This window comes from Pseudomonas sp. A125 (assembly GCF_055409485.1).
Map to the genome: position 1 here is coordinate 89,514 of NZ_JBUZVP010000020.1, position 18,429 is coordinate 107,942.

At 59.1% G+C, this 18,429-nt stretch carries 13 protein-coding genes and 1 pseudogene; 8 read left to right on the forward strand and 6 right to left on the reverse strand.

The window, feature by feature from the left end:
• Window positions 1-11 precede the first annotated feature (11 nt).
• Together ACZRN6_RS24520 and ACZRN6_RS24525 are read left to right on the forward strand one after the other, a co-directional pair.
• Window positions 12-677 carry a GntR family transcriptional regulator gene (locus ACZRN6_RS24520; RefSeq protein WP_322144991.1) on the forward strand — a complete coding sequence of 222 codons (666 nt, stop codon included), beginning with the start codon at window positions 12-14 and terminating at the stop codon, window positions 675-677.
• Between the two features lie 14 nt (window positions 678-691).
• Complete coding sequence (locus ACZRN6_RS24525; RefSeq protein WP_167664246.1) at window positions 692-1,543, forward strand: urea carboxylase-associated family protein; 852 nt, start codon at window positions 692-694, stop codon at window positions 1,541-1,543.
• A 30-nt stretch (window positions 1,544-1,573) separates the two neighbouring features.
• Here the strand turns inward: ACZRN6_RS24525 and ACZRN6_RS24530 are convergent, their stop codons facing one another.
• The 5 genes from ACZRN6_RS24530 to ACZRN6_RS24550 all read right to left on the reverse strand — a co-directional run bounded on the left by ACZRN6_RS24530 (window position 1,574) and on the right by ACZRN6_RS24550 (window position 8,129).
• Window positions 1,574-2,551: an ABC transporter permease gene (locus tag ACZRN6_RS24530; protein WP_464009059.1), complete on the reverse strand. Its 978-nt coding sequence runs from the start codon at window positions 2,549-2,551 to the stop codon at window positions 1,574-1,576.
• Window positions 2,548-3,540 (reverse strand): ABC transporter permease, encoded by a 993-nt coding sequence (locus ACZRN6_RS24535; RefSeq protein ID WP_322144989.1) that lies wholly within the window; start codon window positions 3,538-3,540, stop codon window positions 2,548-2,550. The genes ACZRN6_RS24530 and ACZRN6_RS24535 overlap by 4 nt, the downstream gene beginning before the upstream one ends.
• The gene (locus ACZRN6_RS24540; RefSeq protein WP_464009060.1) at window positions 3,527-5,062 is read right to left on the reverse strand and encodes a sugar ABC transporter ATP-binding protein; all 1,536 of its coding nucleotides are present in this window, start codon (window positions 5,060-5,062) and stop codon (window positions 3,527-3,529) included. Before ACZRN6_RS24540 ends, ACZRN6_RS24535 begins: the two co-directional genes overlap by 14 nt.
• Entirely contained in the window at window positions 5,062-6,051 is a 990-nt protein-coding gene (locus tag ACZRN6_RS24545) for a sugar ABC transporter substrate-binding protein (RefSeq protein WP_464009061.1), read from the reverse strand. The genes ACZRN6_RS24540 and ACZRN6_RS24545 overlap by 1 nt, the downstream gene beginning before the upstream one ends.
• Before the next feature lie 149 nt (window positions 6,052-6,200).
• Window positions 6,201-8,129 carry a hybrid sensor histidine kinase/response regulator gene (locus ACZRN6_RS24550; RefSeq protein ID WP_464009062.1) on the reverse strand — a complete coding sequence of 643 codons (1,929 nt, stop codon included), beginning with the start codon at window positions 8,127-8,129 and terminating at the stop codon, window positions 6,201-6,203.
• Window positions 8,130-8,430: 301 nt separating this feature from the next.
• Between ACZRN6_RS24550 and mexE the strand changes: the two genes are divergently transcribed.
• From mexE to ACZRN6_RS24575, 5 genes are all read left to right on the forward strand, one after another.
• Window positions 8,431-9,672 carry a multidrug efflux RND transporter periplasmic adaptor subunit MexE gene (gene mexE, locus ACZRN6_RS24555; protein WP_464009063.1) on the forward strand — a complete coding sequence of 414 codons (1,242 nt, stop codon included), beginning with the start codon at window positions 8,431-8,433 and terminating at the stop codon, window positions 9,670-9,672.
• Between the two features lie 15 nt (window positions 9,673-9,687).
• On the forward strand, window positions 9,688-12,867 hold the full coding sequence (locus ACZRN6_RS24560; protein ID WP_322144984.1) for an efflux RND transporter permease subunit: 3,180 nt from the start codon (window positions 9,688-9,690) through the stop codon (window positions 12,865-12,867).
• On the forward strand, window positions 12,864-14,279 hold the full coding sequence (locus tag ACZRN6_RS24565; protein ID WP_322144983.1) for a TolC family protein: 1,416 nt from the start codon (window positions 12,864-12,866) through the stop codon (window positions 14,277-14,279). The genes ACZRN6_RS24560 and ACZRN6_RS24565 overlap by 4 nt, the downstream gene beginning before the upstream one ends.
• 300 nt (window positions 14,280-14,579) lie before the next feature.
• The gene (locus ACZRN6_RS24570; protein WP_464009064.1) at window positions 14,580-14,975 is read left to right on the forward strand and encodes a cupin-like domain-containing protein; all 396 of its coding nucleotides are present in this window, start codon (window positions 14,580-14,582) and stop codon (window positions 14,973-14,975) included.
• Window positions 14,976-15,005: 30 nt separating this feature from the next.
• The gene (locus tag ACZRN6_RS24575) at window positions 15,006-16,244 is read left to right on the forward strand and encodes an MFS transporter (RefSeq protein WP_464009065.1); all 1,239 of its coding nucleotides are present in this window, start codon (window positions 15,006-15,008) and stop codon (window positions 16,242-16,244) included.
• A 110-nt stretch (window positions 16,245-16,354) separates the two neighbouring features.
• On the opposite strand, the pseudogene ACZRN6_RS24580 reads toward ACZRN6_RS24575, so the two are convergent.
• Window positions 16,355-17,123: pseudogene (locus ACZRN6_RS24580) on the reverse strand (AraC family transcriptional regulator); the annotation flags it as partial.
• 772 nt (window positions 17,124-17,895) lie between these two features.
• Between ACZRN6_RS24580 and ACZRN6_RS24585 the strand changes: the two are divergent.
• Window positions 17,896-18,189 carry a hypothetical protein gene (locus ACZRN6_RS24585; RefSeq protein WP_322144981.1) on the forward strand — a complete coding sequence of 98 codons (294 nt, stop codon included), beginning with the start codon at window positions 17,896-17,898 and terminating at the stop codon, window positions 18,187-18,189.
• Window positions 18,190-18,429 lie beyond the last annotated feature (240 nt).

Here is an 18,429-nt window from a genome sequence, read left to right on the forward strand (position 1 = left end):
GGAGCCCCAACGTGAGCCAAGCCAAGGAACCCAGCCTGTCGCTGGCCGACCAGGTTGCCATCGAACTGCGCGAAGACATCATCGGCGGCCGCCTGCTGCCCGGCATGCCGCTGGTGGAGAGCGAACTGGTCAACGCCTACAACGCCTCGCGCAATACCGTGCGCGAAGCCTTGCACCACCTGGGCCGCGAGGGCCTGACCAGTTACGTGCGCAATAAAGGCGTGATCGTGCGTCGCCTGGGGGTGGATGAGGTACGCGACATCTTCAAGGTGCGGCGCACCTTGGAGCTGCAGGCGATTGCGGCCAGCAAGCCGCTGCGCGAGTACCAGTCCGACCTGATGCTCGACGCCATCGAGGCCGCGCAACTGGCCCAGGACCGCGAGAACTGGCAGGCCTTCGGCACCCACAGCCTGCGCTTTCACCAACACATCGTCGGGCTGATGCGCAGCCCGTTGCTGGACGAGTTTTTTACCCATATTGCGGCCCAGATGCGCCTGGTGTTTTCCAACGCTCCCAGCGAGGAAACCTTCCAGAAACCCTGGCTGGAGCGCGACCGGCAGATCCACGACCTGCTGGTTGACGGCCATAAAGAGGCCGCCGGCGAAGCCCTGGCCAGCTACCTCAACGACTCCGAATCGCTGCTGCTGGACATCCTGAGCAGCATCCCAAAACCCTGAAACGAGGACCTACCATGTACAAGGACTATCCAGCAGCCTACCAAGTCAGCAAAGGCGCTGCCTTGCAGGTCGACAAAGCCTTCTATGACCGTGTGCGCGAGTCCCGGGATGGCCGCACCCTGATCGAGCAATTCGAAGTGCCGATCCGCACCGGCCGCGCCTGGAAAGTGCCGGCAGGCCATGTGTTCCGCGTGACCACCCCGGTGGGCCCGCAGGTCGGCGACTTCAACGTGTGGAGTGCCAACGACCCCCGCGAACGCATGTGGGCGGCACGTACCCGCCAACTGCAAGGCGCCCACGTCAGCACCTACGATCGCCTATGGTCGAACCTGCCGTTTTTGCGGCCGATGGTCACCATCACCGACGACAGCCTGGCCGACTACGGCATCGATGAACATGGCGGGCGCCTGCACGACTTGCTCGGCACGCGCTGCGACCCCTACGTGAACAAGATGCTCACCGGCGAAGACTTCCACCACCACTGCCACTCCAACCTGACTCGCGCTGTGCTGCCCCATGGCTTGACCGAGTTCGATGTGCACGACGTGCTGAATATCTTCCAGTGCACCGGCCTGAACCACGACGACATGTACTTCATGAAAGCCTGCCCGGCCAAACAGGGCGACTACCTGGAGTTCTTTGCCGAAATCGACCTGCTGTGCGCCCTCTCCACCTGCCCCGGCGGCGACCTGTCGCTACCAATGTGGGGCCCGGATGCCGAAGACCCGCTGAAGGTCTGCCGGCCGCTGGGGGTTGAGATCTACCGTCTCGACGACGCGCTGCTGGAGGGCTGGAAACAGCCCGAGCGCGCCGCCTACAACGGCAACCACGGGCTGTTGATTCCCAAGGCCGACTGGGAAAAGTAACCGCCAGGTCGACACCTGGGGCGCTGCGCCTCAGGTGTTTTGGGCAATCCTGCGGCTGATAAAGCTGAAAGCCAACACGACAAAAATCAGCAAGCCGGTGGCCACTTGCTGCCAGTAGAAATTCCAGCCGATCAATAGCAAGCCATTGGCGATGACATTGATAAACAGCACGCCCAATAGCGTGCCCGGAATATTCGCCCGGCCCTGGCGATTCAGGGTGGTTCCGATAAACACCGCGCCAATCGCATTCAGCAGGAATGCATTGCCCGACAGCGGCACATAGGCGCTCACCGTCGAACTGAGCAGAATCCCCGCCACCCCACACGCCAGCGCCGCCGCCAGCACCGTGGTGGTGACGATGCGCCGCGCCGACAACCCCGAGTAATACGCCAGCAGCGGCTGGGTGCCGTGAGCCAACAGTTCACGCCCCAGGCGCCCACGGGCCAGTAGCAGGCCATACACCACCGCCAACACCAGTACGATCATTAACGGCAATGGCACGCCCACTGGACTGAAGTTCGCCAGTTCCGGCTTGAACCCTTGCGCAATGTAGATCGGCTGGCCGCCATCGGAGAGCAACTGCTGGGCACTGGTGCCGATAAACAAGGTGCCCAGGGTTGCCAGGAACGGGCTGATCCGCAGGCCCGCGATCAACCCGGCATTGAACAGCCCTACCAGCAGCCCGGCGGCCAACGCGCCCGCGACCGCCACACCCAACCCGTGCCCGGCATTCAGCAGCACCACAAAGCTGAAACTGGCGAAATCCAGCGCCGTACCCACCGACAAATCGATGCCGCCAGCCGCCACGGCGTAAGTCATGCCGATGGCGACAATCGCCAGCAGCACAAAGTTATTCAGCACCAGGCTTTTCAGGTTGCCGCCACTGAGAAACCCCGGCGCTTGCCAGGCAAACACCAGCACAATGGCCACGAAAACCAGCGGCAACGTCAGGGGCAACAGTGACCGCCAACCGCCACCGTGTGCTTGCAGCGTGGATACCCGACTCATGAATGCTCTCCCCGGTTCAATGCGCTGGAAGCCGCGACCACCAACAGAATCAGCACGCCCTGCACCCCGTTGACCCAGAAGCTCGACAGGTTGAGCAACTGAAACCCGTTGATCAAAAAACCGATCAACAAGGTCGCCAGCAAGGTGCCGGGGATGCTCGCTACCAGCCGCCGGGAAAACACCACCCCGAGAAACGCAATCGCGACCACCGACAGCAACATGTCGCCGGAGCCGGTGGTGCTGCCGCTGAAAAACGCCGCCGAACACAACGCCGCCACCGCCGCACACAGCCCGGACAGCAAATAGCTGGAAAGCACATAGGCCGGTACCCGAACCCCTGCGGCCTCGGCGGCGTGCGGGTACTCGCCGACGGCATGCAGGCGCAGGCCGTAGGCGGTGTGCTGGATCAGCAGGGTCAGCACGAATGCCGTCACCAGCAACACCCAGGCGAGGGCCGGCACTGCCAGCCAGGTTGCGCCACTGAGCAGGTCGAGCAACGGTGAATCCGTAGAAACCACGGTATTTTCGGTCAGGACCAACTCCAACCCGGCCAGCACATTCATGCTTGCCAGAGTGGCGAGCAACGGTGGCAAGCGCAGCACCACCACGGCCAGGCCATTGAGCAGGCCCACCGCCAGGCCACAGCCCAAAGTCAGCAGCAGGCTTGCCCAAAGGTCCAGACCGGCGTTGTTGAGTCGGCTGAACACCGCCGCGCACAACCCCAGATTCGCCGCCAGCGACAGGTCGAGCCCGCCGGCCACCACGTTGGAGCCGCCGCCGATAATCACGCAGGTCAGGCCGAAGGCAAGCACGCCGAGGATCGCTGACTGGCTGAACACATTGGCAATATTGCCCACCGACAGGAAGTTCGGCGCGGCAATGGCGAACCCCAGCAGGATCGCCAGGAACACCCCGACCGAACCCCGTCGCAGCAACAACACCCATACCCGTTGGGACAAGCCTGGGGCAGCGCTTTCAAGCAGGTGCATGTGCCACCTCCCGGCTTACGGGTGCAGATAAAACAGGGTGCACCGCGCCGGTGGCACACGCCAACAGTTGATCACTGTCCGTCTCACCGGCCAGGAATTCACCGGCGATTTGGCCGCGATGCATCACCAGGATGCGGTCGCAAATCCCCAGCAGTTCCGGCAGGTCAGAAGACAGCACCAGCACCGCAGCGCCCTCTTCCACCAGGCGCCCGACCAAGCGGTAAATCTCGACTTTGGCACCGACATCCACGCCCACGCACGGCTCGTCCAGCAGGTACACCGCCGAGCGCCGACTTAGCCATTTACCCAAGGCGACCTTCTGCTGATTGCCTCCGCTGAGTTGGCTGACGGCGGCCTGCGGGCCCGGGGTCTTGATTGCCAGTTCTTCGATCAGGCGCAGGCTCTCGGAATGCTCCCGGCGCTTGCTCAACAAACCCCAGCGGCTGAACCGCTCAAGTCCGGCCAGGGTGAGGTTCTCCAGCACCGTGAGCAGTGGCGAAATCCCTTGGCTGCGACGCTCTTCCGGCACCAGCGCGATCCCTTGGGCGATGGCGTCACCGGGCGAACGCAAGCGCAACAAGCGTCCTTCCAGATGAATGCTGCCGCTGTCGGGACGCACCACCCCAAACAGGGCCTTGAGCAAGTCCTTGGCGCCCGACCCGACCAGCCCGGTCAGCCCGACGATTTCGCCCCGGCGCAACTCCAGATCGATCTGCCGGTAGCGCCGCGCCAGGTTCAGCGAGCGCACTTGCAGCAATGGCGCGCCCGGTTCGACCCGCGCCTTGGGGTACATTTCCTGCACCTCGCGGTTGACCATCAACCGCGCAATCTGCGCGCTGGAGGTATGCCGTGGCTCCACCACCGCCACATCGCGGCCATTGCGCAGCACCGTGACTTCATCGCACAGGCTGTCGATTTCCTGCAGGTAATGGGAGATGTACAGGATCGACAAACCCTGGTCCCGCAGGCGCTTGACGATGCGCAGCAGCTGGTCGACCTCACGCTTGACCAGCGCCACGCTGGGTTCGTCGAACACCAGGATTTTCGGCTTGCGAATCAACGCCCGGGTGATTTGCAGCACCTGGCGCTCGGCGCTGTTCAACTCGCCTACCAGCGCCCCGGCCGGTAGTTGCAATTCAAAATATTCTGCCAACAAGCGCTCGGCTTCGCGCTGTTGCCGACGCCGGTCGACAAACGGCCCACGGCGTAACTCGTGCCCAAAAAACAGCGCCTCGCCGACGGTAAAACTTGCTGGCAACAGCCGCTCCTGATGAATGAACTGCACGCCAAGCGTGTCCACCTGGCGCGGCGACAATGCCGCATATGGCCGACCGTCGATGCTCACCTGCCCCGAGTCTGCCTTGTGGATTCCCGCCAGGACCTTGATCAAGGTCGACTTGCCGGCACCGTTCTCGCCCACCAGGCCGTGAATGGTGCCGCGCTCGACTTTCAGGCTCGCATCATCCAGCGCCAGGGTGGCGCCGAAACGTTTGCGCAGGTGCTGCAAGTGCAACGCTGCCATCAATCACCCCGCAGTTGCTGGACTTGCGCCAGGTTGGCCGCCGTGGTCAACAGCGTCGGCACGTGGGTTTCCTTGGGCAAGTCGCGCTGCCCGGCCAGGTAACGGGCCACGTTCTGCACCGCGGTCTTGCCGATCAGCGCCGGTTGCTGGGCCACCACGGCGCCCACCGGCGAATTGGCCTGGCCGAGCAGCTCCAGCACTTCAGGCGTGCCATCGACGCCGTAGGTCTTGATCTCGGTGCGCTTGGCATCAATCAACGCCTTGCTCGCCCCCAGTTGCGGAATGTCCCACGCCGCCCAGATCGCCGAGACGCTGCCGGCCGGGTACTTGTTAAGCAGCGCCGACACCTGGGAATAAGCATCCTGCACGGTGTTGGGGATCACATCGCGCAGTTCCGGCTCGATGATCTCCAACTGCGGGTGGTCCTTGAGCGCCAGTTTCAACTGGTCGTAGCGAATCGCGCACACCGGCACGCCGTAGAAGCCGTTGAACACCAGGATCTTGCCCTTGCCCCCGGCATCCTTGATCAGTTGATCGGCCAGGGCCTTGCCGGTGGCGACGTTATCGGAGGTGGTGTTGTTGAGGCTGTATTGCGAAGACGCATCGATGGTGAATAGCGGGATGCCCGCCTTGCTGATGCGCTTGAGCCACGGGTCAATCACACTGAGCGTACCGAGGGTCTGGATCACGGCATCGGGTTTCTGGGTGACCACGGTTTGCAGTTGGGTGACCAGGTTCTTGTCATTGCGCCCGGCATCCAGGGTGATGGGCGTGCCGCCGAGGCGTTTGATCTCGTCGACCTGGGCCTGGAACGCCTTGATATCGAAGTAGTGACTGGTGCCAGTCATGCTCACCGCTATGCGCTTGCCGGCCAGGGACGGCACCGCGTCATCGCCATCGGCGGCGGCCTGGGACACGGCGGCATGGCCCAGCAACAATGCTGCGCCAAGCCAGATGAAACGTGAACGCGAGAAAAAGGTGCAAGGCATACTGGGCTCCGCTGAACGACGGGTGAAAGGGTTCACCTGTGCTTTGCAGAGCCCGTGCCATATTTTTTATTCAATTAAATCAGATAGTTAAAAATATCCATTACGGCCGGACTGTGCCGCGCAGACCACAACTGCCCGACTGCTGTTGTTCAGCCAACAGTTGGCTGCGCAAGCGCCTGGGCCATCACCTCCGCCAATTGCAACTGGCTGTAGGGTTTGAACAGTCGCGGCAGTGTCGCAATGGGGCCATCCAGGTTCAGCGCGTAGCCAGTGGCGAGAATAATTGGCAAGCCGGGCAGCATCGCCCGCACACGCTCGGCCAATTGCGCCCCGTCCATGTGCGGCATGGCCATGTCGGTGATCATCAGGTCGATGCCCGGGTGCTGCGCAAAGCACTGCAGGGCCACGGCCCCGCTGGCGGCCCAGATCACTCGATGGCCAAGGTCTTCAAGCAACAGCTTGGTGCTGTTGAGCACCAGGCTGTCGTCATCCACTACCAATATCGTCAATGTCTTGAACGCTGGAGCGGCGAGTTCCACAACCGGCGAGGGTGCGATGATGACCTTGCTGGTTGCCAGGGGCAGCCACAGTTCGGCACGCGTGCCCAGCCCTATCGTACTTTGCATCACCAGGCGGCCACCCAGCTGTTCTGCCAGGCCATGGACCATTGATAGCCCAAGACCGGTGCCCTTGCCCACGCCCTTGGTGGTAAAGAACGGGTCTGCGGCACGGGCCAGGGTTTGTGGGTCCATGCCTTCGCCCTCATCGACGATCGACAGGCATACGTATTGCCCGTGGCGCAGCGTTCCCTCGGCTTCACGCACCTGGGCGTCGATGGCCAGCGCGCCGCCGCCAGGCATCGCGTCACGGGCGTTGCTGGCAAGGTTGAGCAGGGCCAGTTCCAATTGGTTGATGTCGGCATGCACGGCGGGCAGGTCAGGGGCCAGATGCGCCTGCACCTGCACCTTGGGCCCTACCGAGCTGCACAACAGGCCGAGAATATTGGTGACCATCTGCGGCAAATACACCGCTTCGGTTTTCAGCTCCTGGCGCCGGGCGAAAGCCAGCATGCGCTGGGTCAATGACACCCCCCGGTCGGTGCCGAGCACGGCATTGTCCACCAGGCGCGACAGTTTCGGGTTGTCGCCGACGTGCTTGCGCAACAGCTCCAGGTTGCCACGCACCACCGTCAGCAGGTTATTGAAGTCGTGGGCAATGCCGCCGCTGAGTTGCCCCACGGCTTGCAGTTTCTGTGACTGGAACAGCGCCTCACGCGCCAGCTCCAGTTCTTTTTGCGCCTGCACCACTTCGCTGATATCGCGGGTGATCTTGGCAAAGCCCAGCACCTCGCCGGTGTCGGACCAGATCGGGTCGATAATCACGTGGGCCAAAAACTGCGAACCGTCTTTACGCACCCGCCAGCCCTGCTTCTCGAACCGGCCTTCGCGGGCAGCCACTTCCAGCGCGCGCTGGGGTTCACCGTTGGCGCGATCCTGGGCGGTGTAGAACAGCGAAAAATGTTGGCCGATGACTTCCAGGGGCAAGTACCCCTTGATGTGCTGCGCTCCCAGGTTCCAACTGCTGACGCGGCCCACGGGGTCGAGCATATAGATGGCGTAGTCGGTGACGCTCTGCACCAGCAGGCGAAACTGTTGCTCACTCTGCTTGAGGGTTTGCTCGGCAATCTTATGATCGGTCAGGTCGCGGGTAATCTTCGCGAAGCCCAGCAGGCTGCCATCGGGATCACGGATCGGGTCGATCACCACATGGCACCAGAAGTGCGTGCCGTCCTTGCGCACACGCCAGCCTTCGCCCTCGAATCGCCCCTCTTCGGTAGCCGCTTTTAACGCCCGCTCGGGCATGCCGGCCTCGCGGTCCTGTGGGGTGTAGAAACACGAAAAATGCGAACCGAGGATCTCTGCCTCCTGATAGCCCTTGAATCGCCGGGCGCCGGAGTTCCAACTGACGACAATACCGTTGGGGTCCAGCATATAAATCGCATAGTCGATCACGGCATCGACCAATAGACGGAAACGATCATTTTCGAGCACGCTACGCAGCGCAGGTGTATCAGGCATGGGACTCTCCGCTGTTATGGTTCAGCGTTTGGTTGGGGCTCGATAAGTGTGGCCTAAAAGCACCTGCCAAGTGGTGTGATTTTGCGCGACAATCGCCTGCCTCCGGGGTTCCTTGCATTCGGCGCAACAGTCCTTTGTCATCAACACTATTGATAGCTCCCTAACGAAACCCGCATTCTAGAGGGCTTGCCGTACGCTTATATCATTCCGAATGATAGTTACCTTTGTTTCATTCGATTCGTGAGATAGCACCCTGCCGAGCATGATCCGCCCATCTTAAATACATTGGCGGATGCACCTCATGGAACAGTCACTCAAACATTTGCGCTATCCCCTGGCCATTTTGGCCGTGCTGGTGATGAGCGCGTGCGGCAAGACACCAGAACAAGCGGCCGCCATGCCACCCAGCCATGTCAGCGTGGCCAAGGTGCTGGAACAACCGGTCAACGAGTGGGACGAGTTCACCGGCCGCCTCGAAGCGCCGGAAACCGTGCAGATCCGCCCGCGCGTGTCGGGCCAGATCGACCAGGTAGCTTTCACCGAAGGCTCGCTGGTCAAGAAAGGCGACTTGCTGTTCCAGATCGACCCGCGTCCGTTCCAGGCTGAAGTGCGCCGCCTCGAAGCCCAGCTCGCGCAAACCAAAGCCGCCGCCACCCGCAGCGATAACGAAGCCCAGCGCGGTGAACGCCTGCGCCAGAGCAATGCGATCTCCGCCGAACTGGCCGACTCGCGCACCACCGCCGCCCAGGAAGCCCACGCCACCGTGGCCGGCATCCAGGCGCAGTTGGACCTGGCCAAGCTGAACCTGAGCTTCACCCGTGTGACTTCGCCCATCAGCGGCCGTGTCAGCCGTGCCGAGATCACCGCCGGCAACCTGGTGACCGCCGATGTCACCGCGCTGACCAGCGTGGTGTCTACCGACAAGGTCTACGCCTACTTCGACGCCGATGAGCGCGTGTACCTCAAGTACACCGAACTCGCGCGCCAGGGCCGCCGTGGCGCTACCACCCCGGTGTACCTGGGCCTGTCCAATGAAACCGGCAACCCGCACCTGGGCCAGATGAACTTCGTCGACAACCAGGTCAACCCGGCCACCGGCACCATTCGCGGTCGCGCCGTGTTTGACAACAGCAAGGGCGAATACACCCCTGGCCTGTATGCCCGCTTGAAGCTGGTAGGCAGCGGCACCTACTCCGCCGTGTTGATCAATGACGAAGCCGTGGGCACTGACCTGGGCAAGAAGTTCGTGCTGGTGATGGACGGCGACAAGCCGGCCTATCGCGCCGTGGAACTGGGACCGAAGATCGAAGGCTTGCGCATCGTGCGCAGCGGTCTGACCAAAGACGACACGATCATCGTCAAGGGCCTGCAGCGCGTTCGCCCGGGATCGCCGGTTGCCCCGGAAACCATCCCGATGGCCAGCAAGGAAACCCTCGCCGCCTTGGCACAACAACGACAAGCGCTTGAAGCCAGCAACCTGGAGCAAGTGGCGCCGGATAAAGCCGCGCCAAAACTTGCCAGCGTCGCGACTCCACGCGGTTAAGGGATACAACTCAAGATGAATTTTTCCAAGTTCTTCATTTCGCGGCCGATCTTCGCAGCGGTGCTGTCGCTGTTGATCCTGATCGCGGGTGCGATCTCGCTGTTCCAGTTGCCGATCAGCGAATACCCGGAAGTGGTGCCGCCGACCGTCGTGGTTCGCGCCAACTTCCCTGGCGCCAACCCTAAAGTCATCGGTGAAACCGTAGCCGCTCCCCTGGAGCAGGCCATCACCGGCGTCGAGAACATGCTGTACATGTCCTCGCAGTCGACCGCCGACGGCAAGCTGACCCTGACCATCACCTTCGCCCTGGGCACCGACCTGGACAACGCGCAGGTGCAGGTGCAGAACCGTGTAACCCGCACGCAGCCCAAGCTGCCTGAGGAAGTGACGCGCATCGGTATTACCGTGGACAAGGCCTCCCCCGACCTGACCATGGTGGTGCACATCACCTCCCCGGATCAGCGCTACAACATGCTCTACCTGTCCAACTACGCGATCCTCAATATCAAGGATGAGTTGGCACGGCTGGGCGGCGTGGGCGATGTGCAGTTGTTCGGCATGGGCGACTACTCCCTGCGTGTGTGGCTGGACCCGAACAAGACCGCCTCACGCAACCTGACCGCCACCGATGTGGTCACGGCCATTCGTGAACAGAACCGCCAGGTGGCGGCCGGTGCATTGGGCGCGCAGCCTGCGCCCAATGACACCAGCTTCCAACTGTCGGTCAATACCCAGGGCCGTCTGGTCACTGAGGAAGAGTTCGAAAATATCGTGATCCGTGCCGGCGACAACGGCGAAATCACGCGCCTGAAGGACATCGCTCGGGTTGAGCTGGGTTCCAGCCAGTACGCCCTGCGCTCGTTGATCGATAACCAGCCGGCCGTGGCGATACCGATCTTTCAGCGTCCGGGCTCCAACGCAATCGACATCTCCAATGAAGTGCGCGCCAAGATGGCGGAGCTCAAACAAAGCTTCCCGGAGGGCATGGATTACCGTATCGCCTATGACCCTACCGTCTTCGTGCGCGGCTCCATCGAGGCGGTGGTTCACACCCTGTTCGAAGCACTGATCCTGGTCGTGCTGGTGGTAATCCTGTTCCTGCAAACCTGGCGCGCCTCGATCATTCCGTTGGTGGCGGTGCCGGTATCGCTGATCGGTACGTTTGCGGTCATGCACCTGTTTGGCTTCTCGCTCAACGCGCTGTCGCTGTTCGGCCTGGTACTCGCCATCGGTATCGTGGTGGACGACGCCATCGTGGTGGTGGAGAACGTCGAGCGGAACATTGAATTGGGACTCGAACCGTTCCCGGCGACTGAAAAGGCCATGAGCGAAGTGACCGGCCCGATCATCGCTACCGCGTTGGTACTGTGTGCGGTGTTCATTCCAGCGGCGTTTATCAGCGGCTTGACCGGGCAGTTCTATAAGCAATTCGCCTTGACCATTGCGATTTCGACGGTGATTTCGGCGTTCAACTCGCTGACCTTGTCCCCTGCCCTCGCAGCGGTATTGCTTAAAGGTCACAACGCACCGAAAGACGGCTTCTCCAGGTTCCTCGACAAGGTGCTGGGTGGCTGGTTGTTCAAACCGTTCAACCGCTTCTTCGACAAAGCCAGCCATGGTTACGTCGGCACTGTGCGCCGGGTAATTCGCGGCAGTGGCATCGCGCTGTTCCTGTACGCCGGCCTGATGGTCCTGACCTGGCTGGGCTTTGCCCACACGCCGACCGGTTTCGTACCCGCCCAGGACAAGCAATACCTGGTGGCCTTCGCGCAATTGCCGGACGCCGCGAGCCTGGACCGCACCGAAGATGTGATCAAGCGCATGTCGGACATCGCCATGAAACAGCCTGGCGTGGAAAGCGCTATCGCGTTCCCTGGCTTGTCGATCAACGGTTTTACCAACAGCCCGAACAACGGCATCGTGTTCGTGACCTTGAAGCCGTTCGATGAGCGTAAAGACCCGAGCCTGTCTGCCGGTGCGATTGCTGGTGCACTGAATGGCAAGTACGCCAGCATCCAGGACGCCTACATGGCCATCTTCCCACCGCCGCCGGTACAGGGCCTGGGTACGATCGGCGGGTTCCGCCTGCAGGTCGAAGACCGTGGCAACCTGGGGTACGACGAGCTTTACAAGGAAGTGCAGAACATCATCACCAAAAGCCGTGGTGTGCCTGAGTTGTTCGGCCTGTTCACCAGCTACACGGTCAACGTGCCCCAGGTCGATGCTGCCATCGACCGCGAAAAGGCCAAGACCCATGGCGTGGCGATCAGTGACATCTTCGACACCCTGCAGATCTACCTGGGCTCGTTGTATGCCAACGACTTCAACCGCTTCGGCCGTACTTATCAGGTCAACGTGCAGGCTGAACAGCAGTTCCGCCAGGATGAAGACCAGATCGGCCAATTGAAAGTGCGCAACAACAAAGGCGAGATGATCCCGCTGGCGACCTTCATCAAGGTCAGCGACACCTCGGGCCCGGACCGCGTGATGCACTACAACGGCTTCATCACGGCCGAGATCAACGGCAACGCCGCACCAGGCTACAGCTCCGGCCAGGCCCAGGTTGCGATCGAGAAACTGTTGAAAGACGAGTTACCCAACGGCATGACCTATGAGTGGACTGACCTGACCTATCAGCAAATCCTCTCGGGCAACACCGCACTGTTTGTGTTCCCGCTCTGCGTACTGCTGGCGTTCCTGGTACTGGCCGCCCAATACGAAAGCTGGAGCCTGCCACTGGCGGTGATCCTGATCGTACCGATGACCCTGCTGTCGGCCATCACCGGGGTGATTATCTCCGGCGGCGACAACAACATCTTTACCCAGATCGGCTTGATCGTACTGGTGGGGCTTGCGTGTAAGAACGCGATTCTGATCGTCGAGTTTGCCAAGGACAAACAGCAGGAAGGCCTCGACCCACTGGCTGCGGTACTGGAAGCCTGCCGTCTGCGTCTGCGGCCGATCCTGATGACCTCGTTCGCCTTCATCATGGGTGTAGTGCCGCTGGTGTTGTCCAGCGGTGCCGGTGCCGAGATGCGTCATGCGATGGGCGTGGCGGTGTTCTCCGGGATGATCGGCGTGACCTTCTTCGGTCTGCTGTTGACGCCAGTGTTCTATGTACTGATCCGCCGGTTTGTCGAGCGCGGTGAGGCCCGTAAAGCGGCCAAGGCCTTGAAGCTGGAGACACAGCAATGAGCGTGAAAGTATTTTTGCCGAGCTTACTGGTACTGGCCCTGAGCGCCTGTGCCGTGGGCCCGGACTATAAAACCCAGCCACTGGAGGCGGCCAACGTAACGGCCGCCGCCGATGCCAAGCAGTACGACCACGCGAAGTTCGAAGGCATCTGGTGGCAGCAATTCGAAGACCCGACCCTTAACCAGTTGGTGACTCAATCGCTGCAGGGCAACCGCGACCTGCGGGTGGCATTTGCCCGCCTGCGGGCCGCCCGGGCGATTCGTGACGATGCCGCCAACGACGTGATGCCGGTGATCACCAGCCGCGTCAGCAGTGATGTGGGCAAGGGCCAGATTCCTGGCCAAACCACCAATCGCGTCAACAGCGAGCGTTATGACCTGGGCCTGGACATGGCGTGGGAAGTGGACCTGTTTGGACGCATCCGCCGCAACCTGGAGGCCAGCGACGCTGACCAACAGGTTGCCGAAGCCGACCTCTATCAGTTGCAAGTCACCATGATTGCCGAACTGGTAGACGCCTACGGCCAACTGCGCGGCGCACAACTGCGCGAAAAAATCGCGGTGGCCAACCTGAAGAACCAGGAAGACTCGCGTGGCATCACCGTTAGCCTGCGCGATGCCGGTGTGGGTGATCAGCTTGACGTGGTGCGTGCCGATGCGCGCCTGGCGGCTGTAGAAGCCAGCGTGCCGCAACTGCAGGCTGAAGAAGTACGCGAGCGTAATCGCATCGCCACCCTTCTCGGCCAGCGCCCAGACAAGTTGACCGTGGACCTGAGCCCGAAAGACTTGCCGGCGATTGCCAAGGCGTTGCCGATTGGTGACCCGGGGCAGTTGTTGCAGCGTCGTCCGGACATTCTCAGCGCCGAGCGCAAGTTGGCCGCGGCCACGGCGCGGATCGGGGTGGCCAAGGCTGACCTGTTTCCACGGGTGAGCCTCAGTGGGTTCCTTGGTTTTACCGCCGGGCGCGGTTCGCAGATTGGATCGGCGGCGGCGAATGCCTGGTCGTTGGGCCCGAGCATTACCTGGGCTGCGTTTGACCTGGGTAGCGTGCGGGCGCGGTTGCGCGGCGCGGATGCCGAGGCGGATGGTGCTCTGGCGACCTATGAGCAGCAGGTGTTGTTGGCGCTGGAAGAATCGGAAAATGCCTTCAGTGATTACGGCAAACGCCAGCAGCGCCTGGTTTCGCTGATTCGTCAGAGTGAGTCGAGCCGTGCTGCTGCCGATCTGGCAGAGATTCGCTACCGCGAAGGGACCGTGGATTTCCTGGTGTTGCTTGATGCCCAGCGTGAGCGTCTGGCCGCCGAGGATTCCCAGGCCCAGGCCGAGGTGGATCTGTATCGCGGGATTGTCGCGATCTACAAGGCGTTGGGTGGTGGCTGGCAGCCGGATACCACGATCGCCAGTGCGAAGTGATGTGATGTAAAGAGCTCCTTTGGTTGGTCGCATCCAGCCAATTTTTAGCCCCATGGCCTCATTCGGTCGTGGGGCTTTTTTTTGTTTGGAGCGTCCTAAAATATTGAAAGTTACTTCTGTAAGCCAAATAACATGTTCTTCGTGGGCAATTTCCTAATACCGCGCTGCGCCTGACGAACAGACTTAAATATTTTTTGTCGCAGCGGCCATTTCTTCTATTACGACGGCATTCATACGTAAAATGATGAAATGTCTGTTTGCGTAATGCTCGCAAAATGATCTTTACTCAAGAGGTACTGGTTGACTCAGCAATTCCGAGACTCTTCTCTGAGACATGTATCAAGCCCTCTCCATACAGACTCTTTTTTCGTGAACTCTGTGTTAACCATGATTGTAGGTGAAGAAAAGGCACGCTTGGTATCACCCTCTCACACATTTGCGGTTTCGAATGGACAAGATTTGTTTAATTCTGAAATTACTAATGACGTATTGGAGCGAGGTGCAGAAATTTTCGAGGGTACGATATCCGCGGGTGATGCCATTTATATCCCCCCGAGATGGTGGCATAACGTAATCAATTGCGGATTCACTATCGCGGTTCAAAACTTACATGTAGATACTCATAGGTTTTCACTTTTTGAGCAGCAAATGCGCGGGCGAGTCATGTACTTTAAACTTAAACTTCAAAACTCTTGAGATTACAAAAAAACAGGAATTTAAATAAAAATGAACCTGCTTAAATTCTCAAAGAGCAAGAACGATAATTTATATTATACCTTATCGATTTTTATGAATCTGGATGTTCAGAGAAGTCTGTTCGTGCTTTACTTACTGCAGCTGGGTATCACACAAGGGGAGATAGGTATTCTTCAATCTTTTTTATTTTTTTCTTGCGTAGCATTAGAAATTCCATCTGGTTTGCTCGCAGACCGATATGGTCGCAAACTTTCTCTTATCATCGGTTTTTTAGGGCTCTCTATCAGTGGAGTTGGCTTCTTGCTATTCTCCTCTTTTATTCCTTTCGCAATTATTTTTTGCCTATTCGGCGCCAGTATTGCTATGGGCTCCGGCTCAGACAGAGCACTATTATATGACAACTTACTAGCCGAGCATCGAACTGAACAATATCCTAAAATATTATCACGTGCCCGCGCTATCGGTGCAATTTCATTAGGTTTGTCTATGCTTCTTGGCGGTGTGCTACAAGACACTTGGTCTTGGGACATTGTTTATATTGCTTTTGCAGCTTCAAAGCTTGCCGGGGCTTTTGTTGTAACATTAATTCCTGAAATCCACCCCCAACCAACGCTACTAATTTACGACACAAAAAATTGCACAGACAATCACGATACTTCGGGCATTCTTAATTCGCTAGTGACTTTTTTCGGTTCTAAAAAAGGCGCCTTTCTTATACCTTTGTTTGTTGGATATGCTTTATTCGAGCTTGCAACAGTCCCTTTATTCATCTATGGCCAGCCATTTTTTTCCATGCAGGGTTTGGAGGTGCCATTAATTGCTGGAATTTACGCTGCAGTCGAAGGCATATCGGCCATAATGTTTATCGCCGCGGGTTTTGTTTGCTCTAGATACTCTCTCGGTCTCATTGCTGTTACTACCACAGCTATTGTTGCGCTACTTCTTTTCACTCTATCATTGAATATCGGAATAATTACGTCAGTTGTAAGCTTTCTTCTAATCATGTCGATTCCCGCTATATATGAGACCTCATATGAAACGTATATTCATGCCAATATTGAGTCCCCCATACGAGCGTCTTGCGTTTCTGCTGCAAATTTAGTTAATTCGGTTATTATCGGTATATCCTATACTGTCTTCGGTGGGTTATTAGATGCTTACGGTTTTTCGCTAACGTTGATTATAGTTGCAGCCTCCTGCTTCATTGGTTTACTTGGTGTAAGCGCAACATTGCTATTAGGTGGGCAAAAAACATTTAAAAAGCAATAGCTTGTATCGTTCTGGGCTTTCTAAACATTCCGCAGGCTCGCTGCGTAACTCTTTTCGATCTCTTCCGGTGACAGCTGATTGTTGAAGCGTATTTCATTCGCCCCTTGGCGTTACGCGGGATCACCAAGAATCAGACTACGATAATGCCCGGGTTGGACCCCGACCATTTGCGAAACGCCTTGTAGAACGAGCTGGCATCGGCAAACCCCAGGCGGGTGGCGATCTCGGCAAAGCTGATGTCGCAGTCGGCCAGCCAGACAATCGCCAGCTCTTTGCGCACGCTGTCTTCAAGTCCCTGATAGGTCTGCCCCTCTTCCGTTAAGCGGCGGCGCAGAGTGGAGGAAGTGATGCAATGGGTGGCAGCCAGGCCGTCGGTTTCCGTCCAGGTATCCGGGGCATCTGGCGCAGGTCGTGTTTGATGCGGGTGGCGAGGCTGTCAGGGTCGCGGTATTTGACCAGGATGTTGGCGGGGGCATGCGCCAGGAAGCGCTTGAGCTCTTCCGGGCTGCGCTTGATCGGCAGGTCGAGGCAGTCGGCGGCGAAAATCATCCGCGTGCGCGGCCGGTCGAAGCCCAGGTTATCGGAGAACATCACCTGGTAGTCATCGCAAAAGTCCGGTTGCGCGCAACGCAACTCAATCGCCAGCATCGGGATGCGCCGCCCCGCCAACCAACAGGCGACGCCGTGGACGATCATCCAGTAGGCGAAGTAGGTGAAGGCTCGCTTGGGTTCGGGCTCCGGTTCCAACAGTACGATTTCCGCCAGGCTCTGCTGGTGCATCAGTTGCGCCGGCATGCGCTCGAGCATCAGCGACAGGAAGCCCAGGCCGGTTTCCAGTGCGGTGGCCAGGGTCGGTTGGGCCATGGAGGCGCGGCACAGGTTTGGTCGGGTTGTGGGTGTATCCGTTTTTTGGGTGATGGCTTCGATTGGTTCCGCCCTTACGGCGGGTCACTTTTGAAAGGAACCCAAAAGTAACCAAAAGGCACTTGCCCCACCACTCGGCACCTCGCTTAGGCTCGGTGTGCCCGAACGGGGCCTAGGATCAAAGTCAAAAGCAGATCAAATGCACAGCGACCTCCCGGCCGGCCTGAGTGTTAGACGCAAAATCAACAGCGAACACGTAGGAGCTGGCTTGCCGGCGATGGCATCCCCTCGGTTTATCTGAAAGACCAAGTTGCCTGCATCGCCGGCAAGCCAGCGCCTACAGAAAAACAGCTTTTGCCTTTGCTTTGCCAAAAGTGATCCGCTGTAGGAGCGCAACCAATAGCCGCCGTTACCTCAACAACGGATATGTACCCAATAAGTTCCCCCCCAAAGTTCATTTATCAAAAGTTCACGCAACACCACAACTCTCTCGCCCCCGCCTGAACACACTCTGAACCAGTAACAATTTAAGTCATTAAACGTTGACATCCGACAACTGCCTGAGTAAATTCCCCGTGCCTGCAACTCAGGGCCATTTTTCAACCTCACAAAAGAAGCCAATGGACACAGTATCTAGTCGCTGTCCGATCACCGTGAATGCGGCGAACCGGGCGCAAAACCCAAAAAACATGATGGGACTCGCCTTTCCGGCCGAGTAAGCTGCGCTAGAGCCTGACGCTCCAACGTAACTGCCTCACCGGATGCCAGTCCGGTCCCGAGGTGTGTTATGACCTTTCAACTGATTGCCTTGCCTGACCTGCGTACGCTGGCCGCCGCCCTGCGCGCCAAGCTGTGCCGCGAGCCCGTAGGCTTTTCGCCTACCCGCAGCGCCTTTGTTAGCGCCTCCCCCCGCGTGTGCCCGGCTCCCCTGGCGCACTGGCGTATCTGCCCCACCACCGGCCACCTGGTCCAGCAATGGGACCACGCCGACCCTCAAGACCCACAGAGACGGGACGTTTCCAGCCTGGTCGCGCAAGCGCGCCTGATGGTGAGCCTCTACGTGGACGCTCGCGCGGCATAAGCCGGCTGGAAACAGCAACTTCCTGATTATCCGTTAATTGTTTAGCTGGAGTTCTCTATGGACGAAGCCAGTAGCAGCCCGCTGCGCGCTAGTTAACTAACGCACTGTTAGCGGGCCTCTAGAAAGTTACTCAACACTTTATTTAAACCGATCGCGAAGTCAGCGACTCGGCATGCTTTCGCTCGCCTGTCATCAGGTAAGTACCGGGTATGTTTTGTCGAAAAATTGGCGACAGGAGTA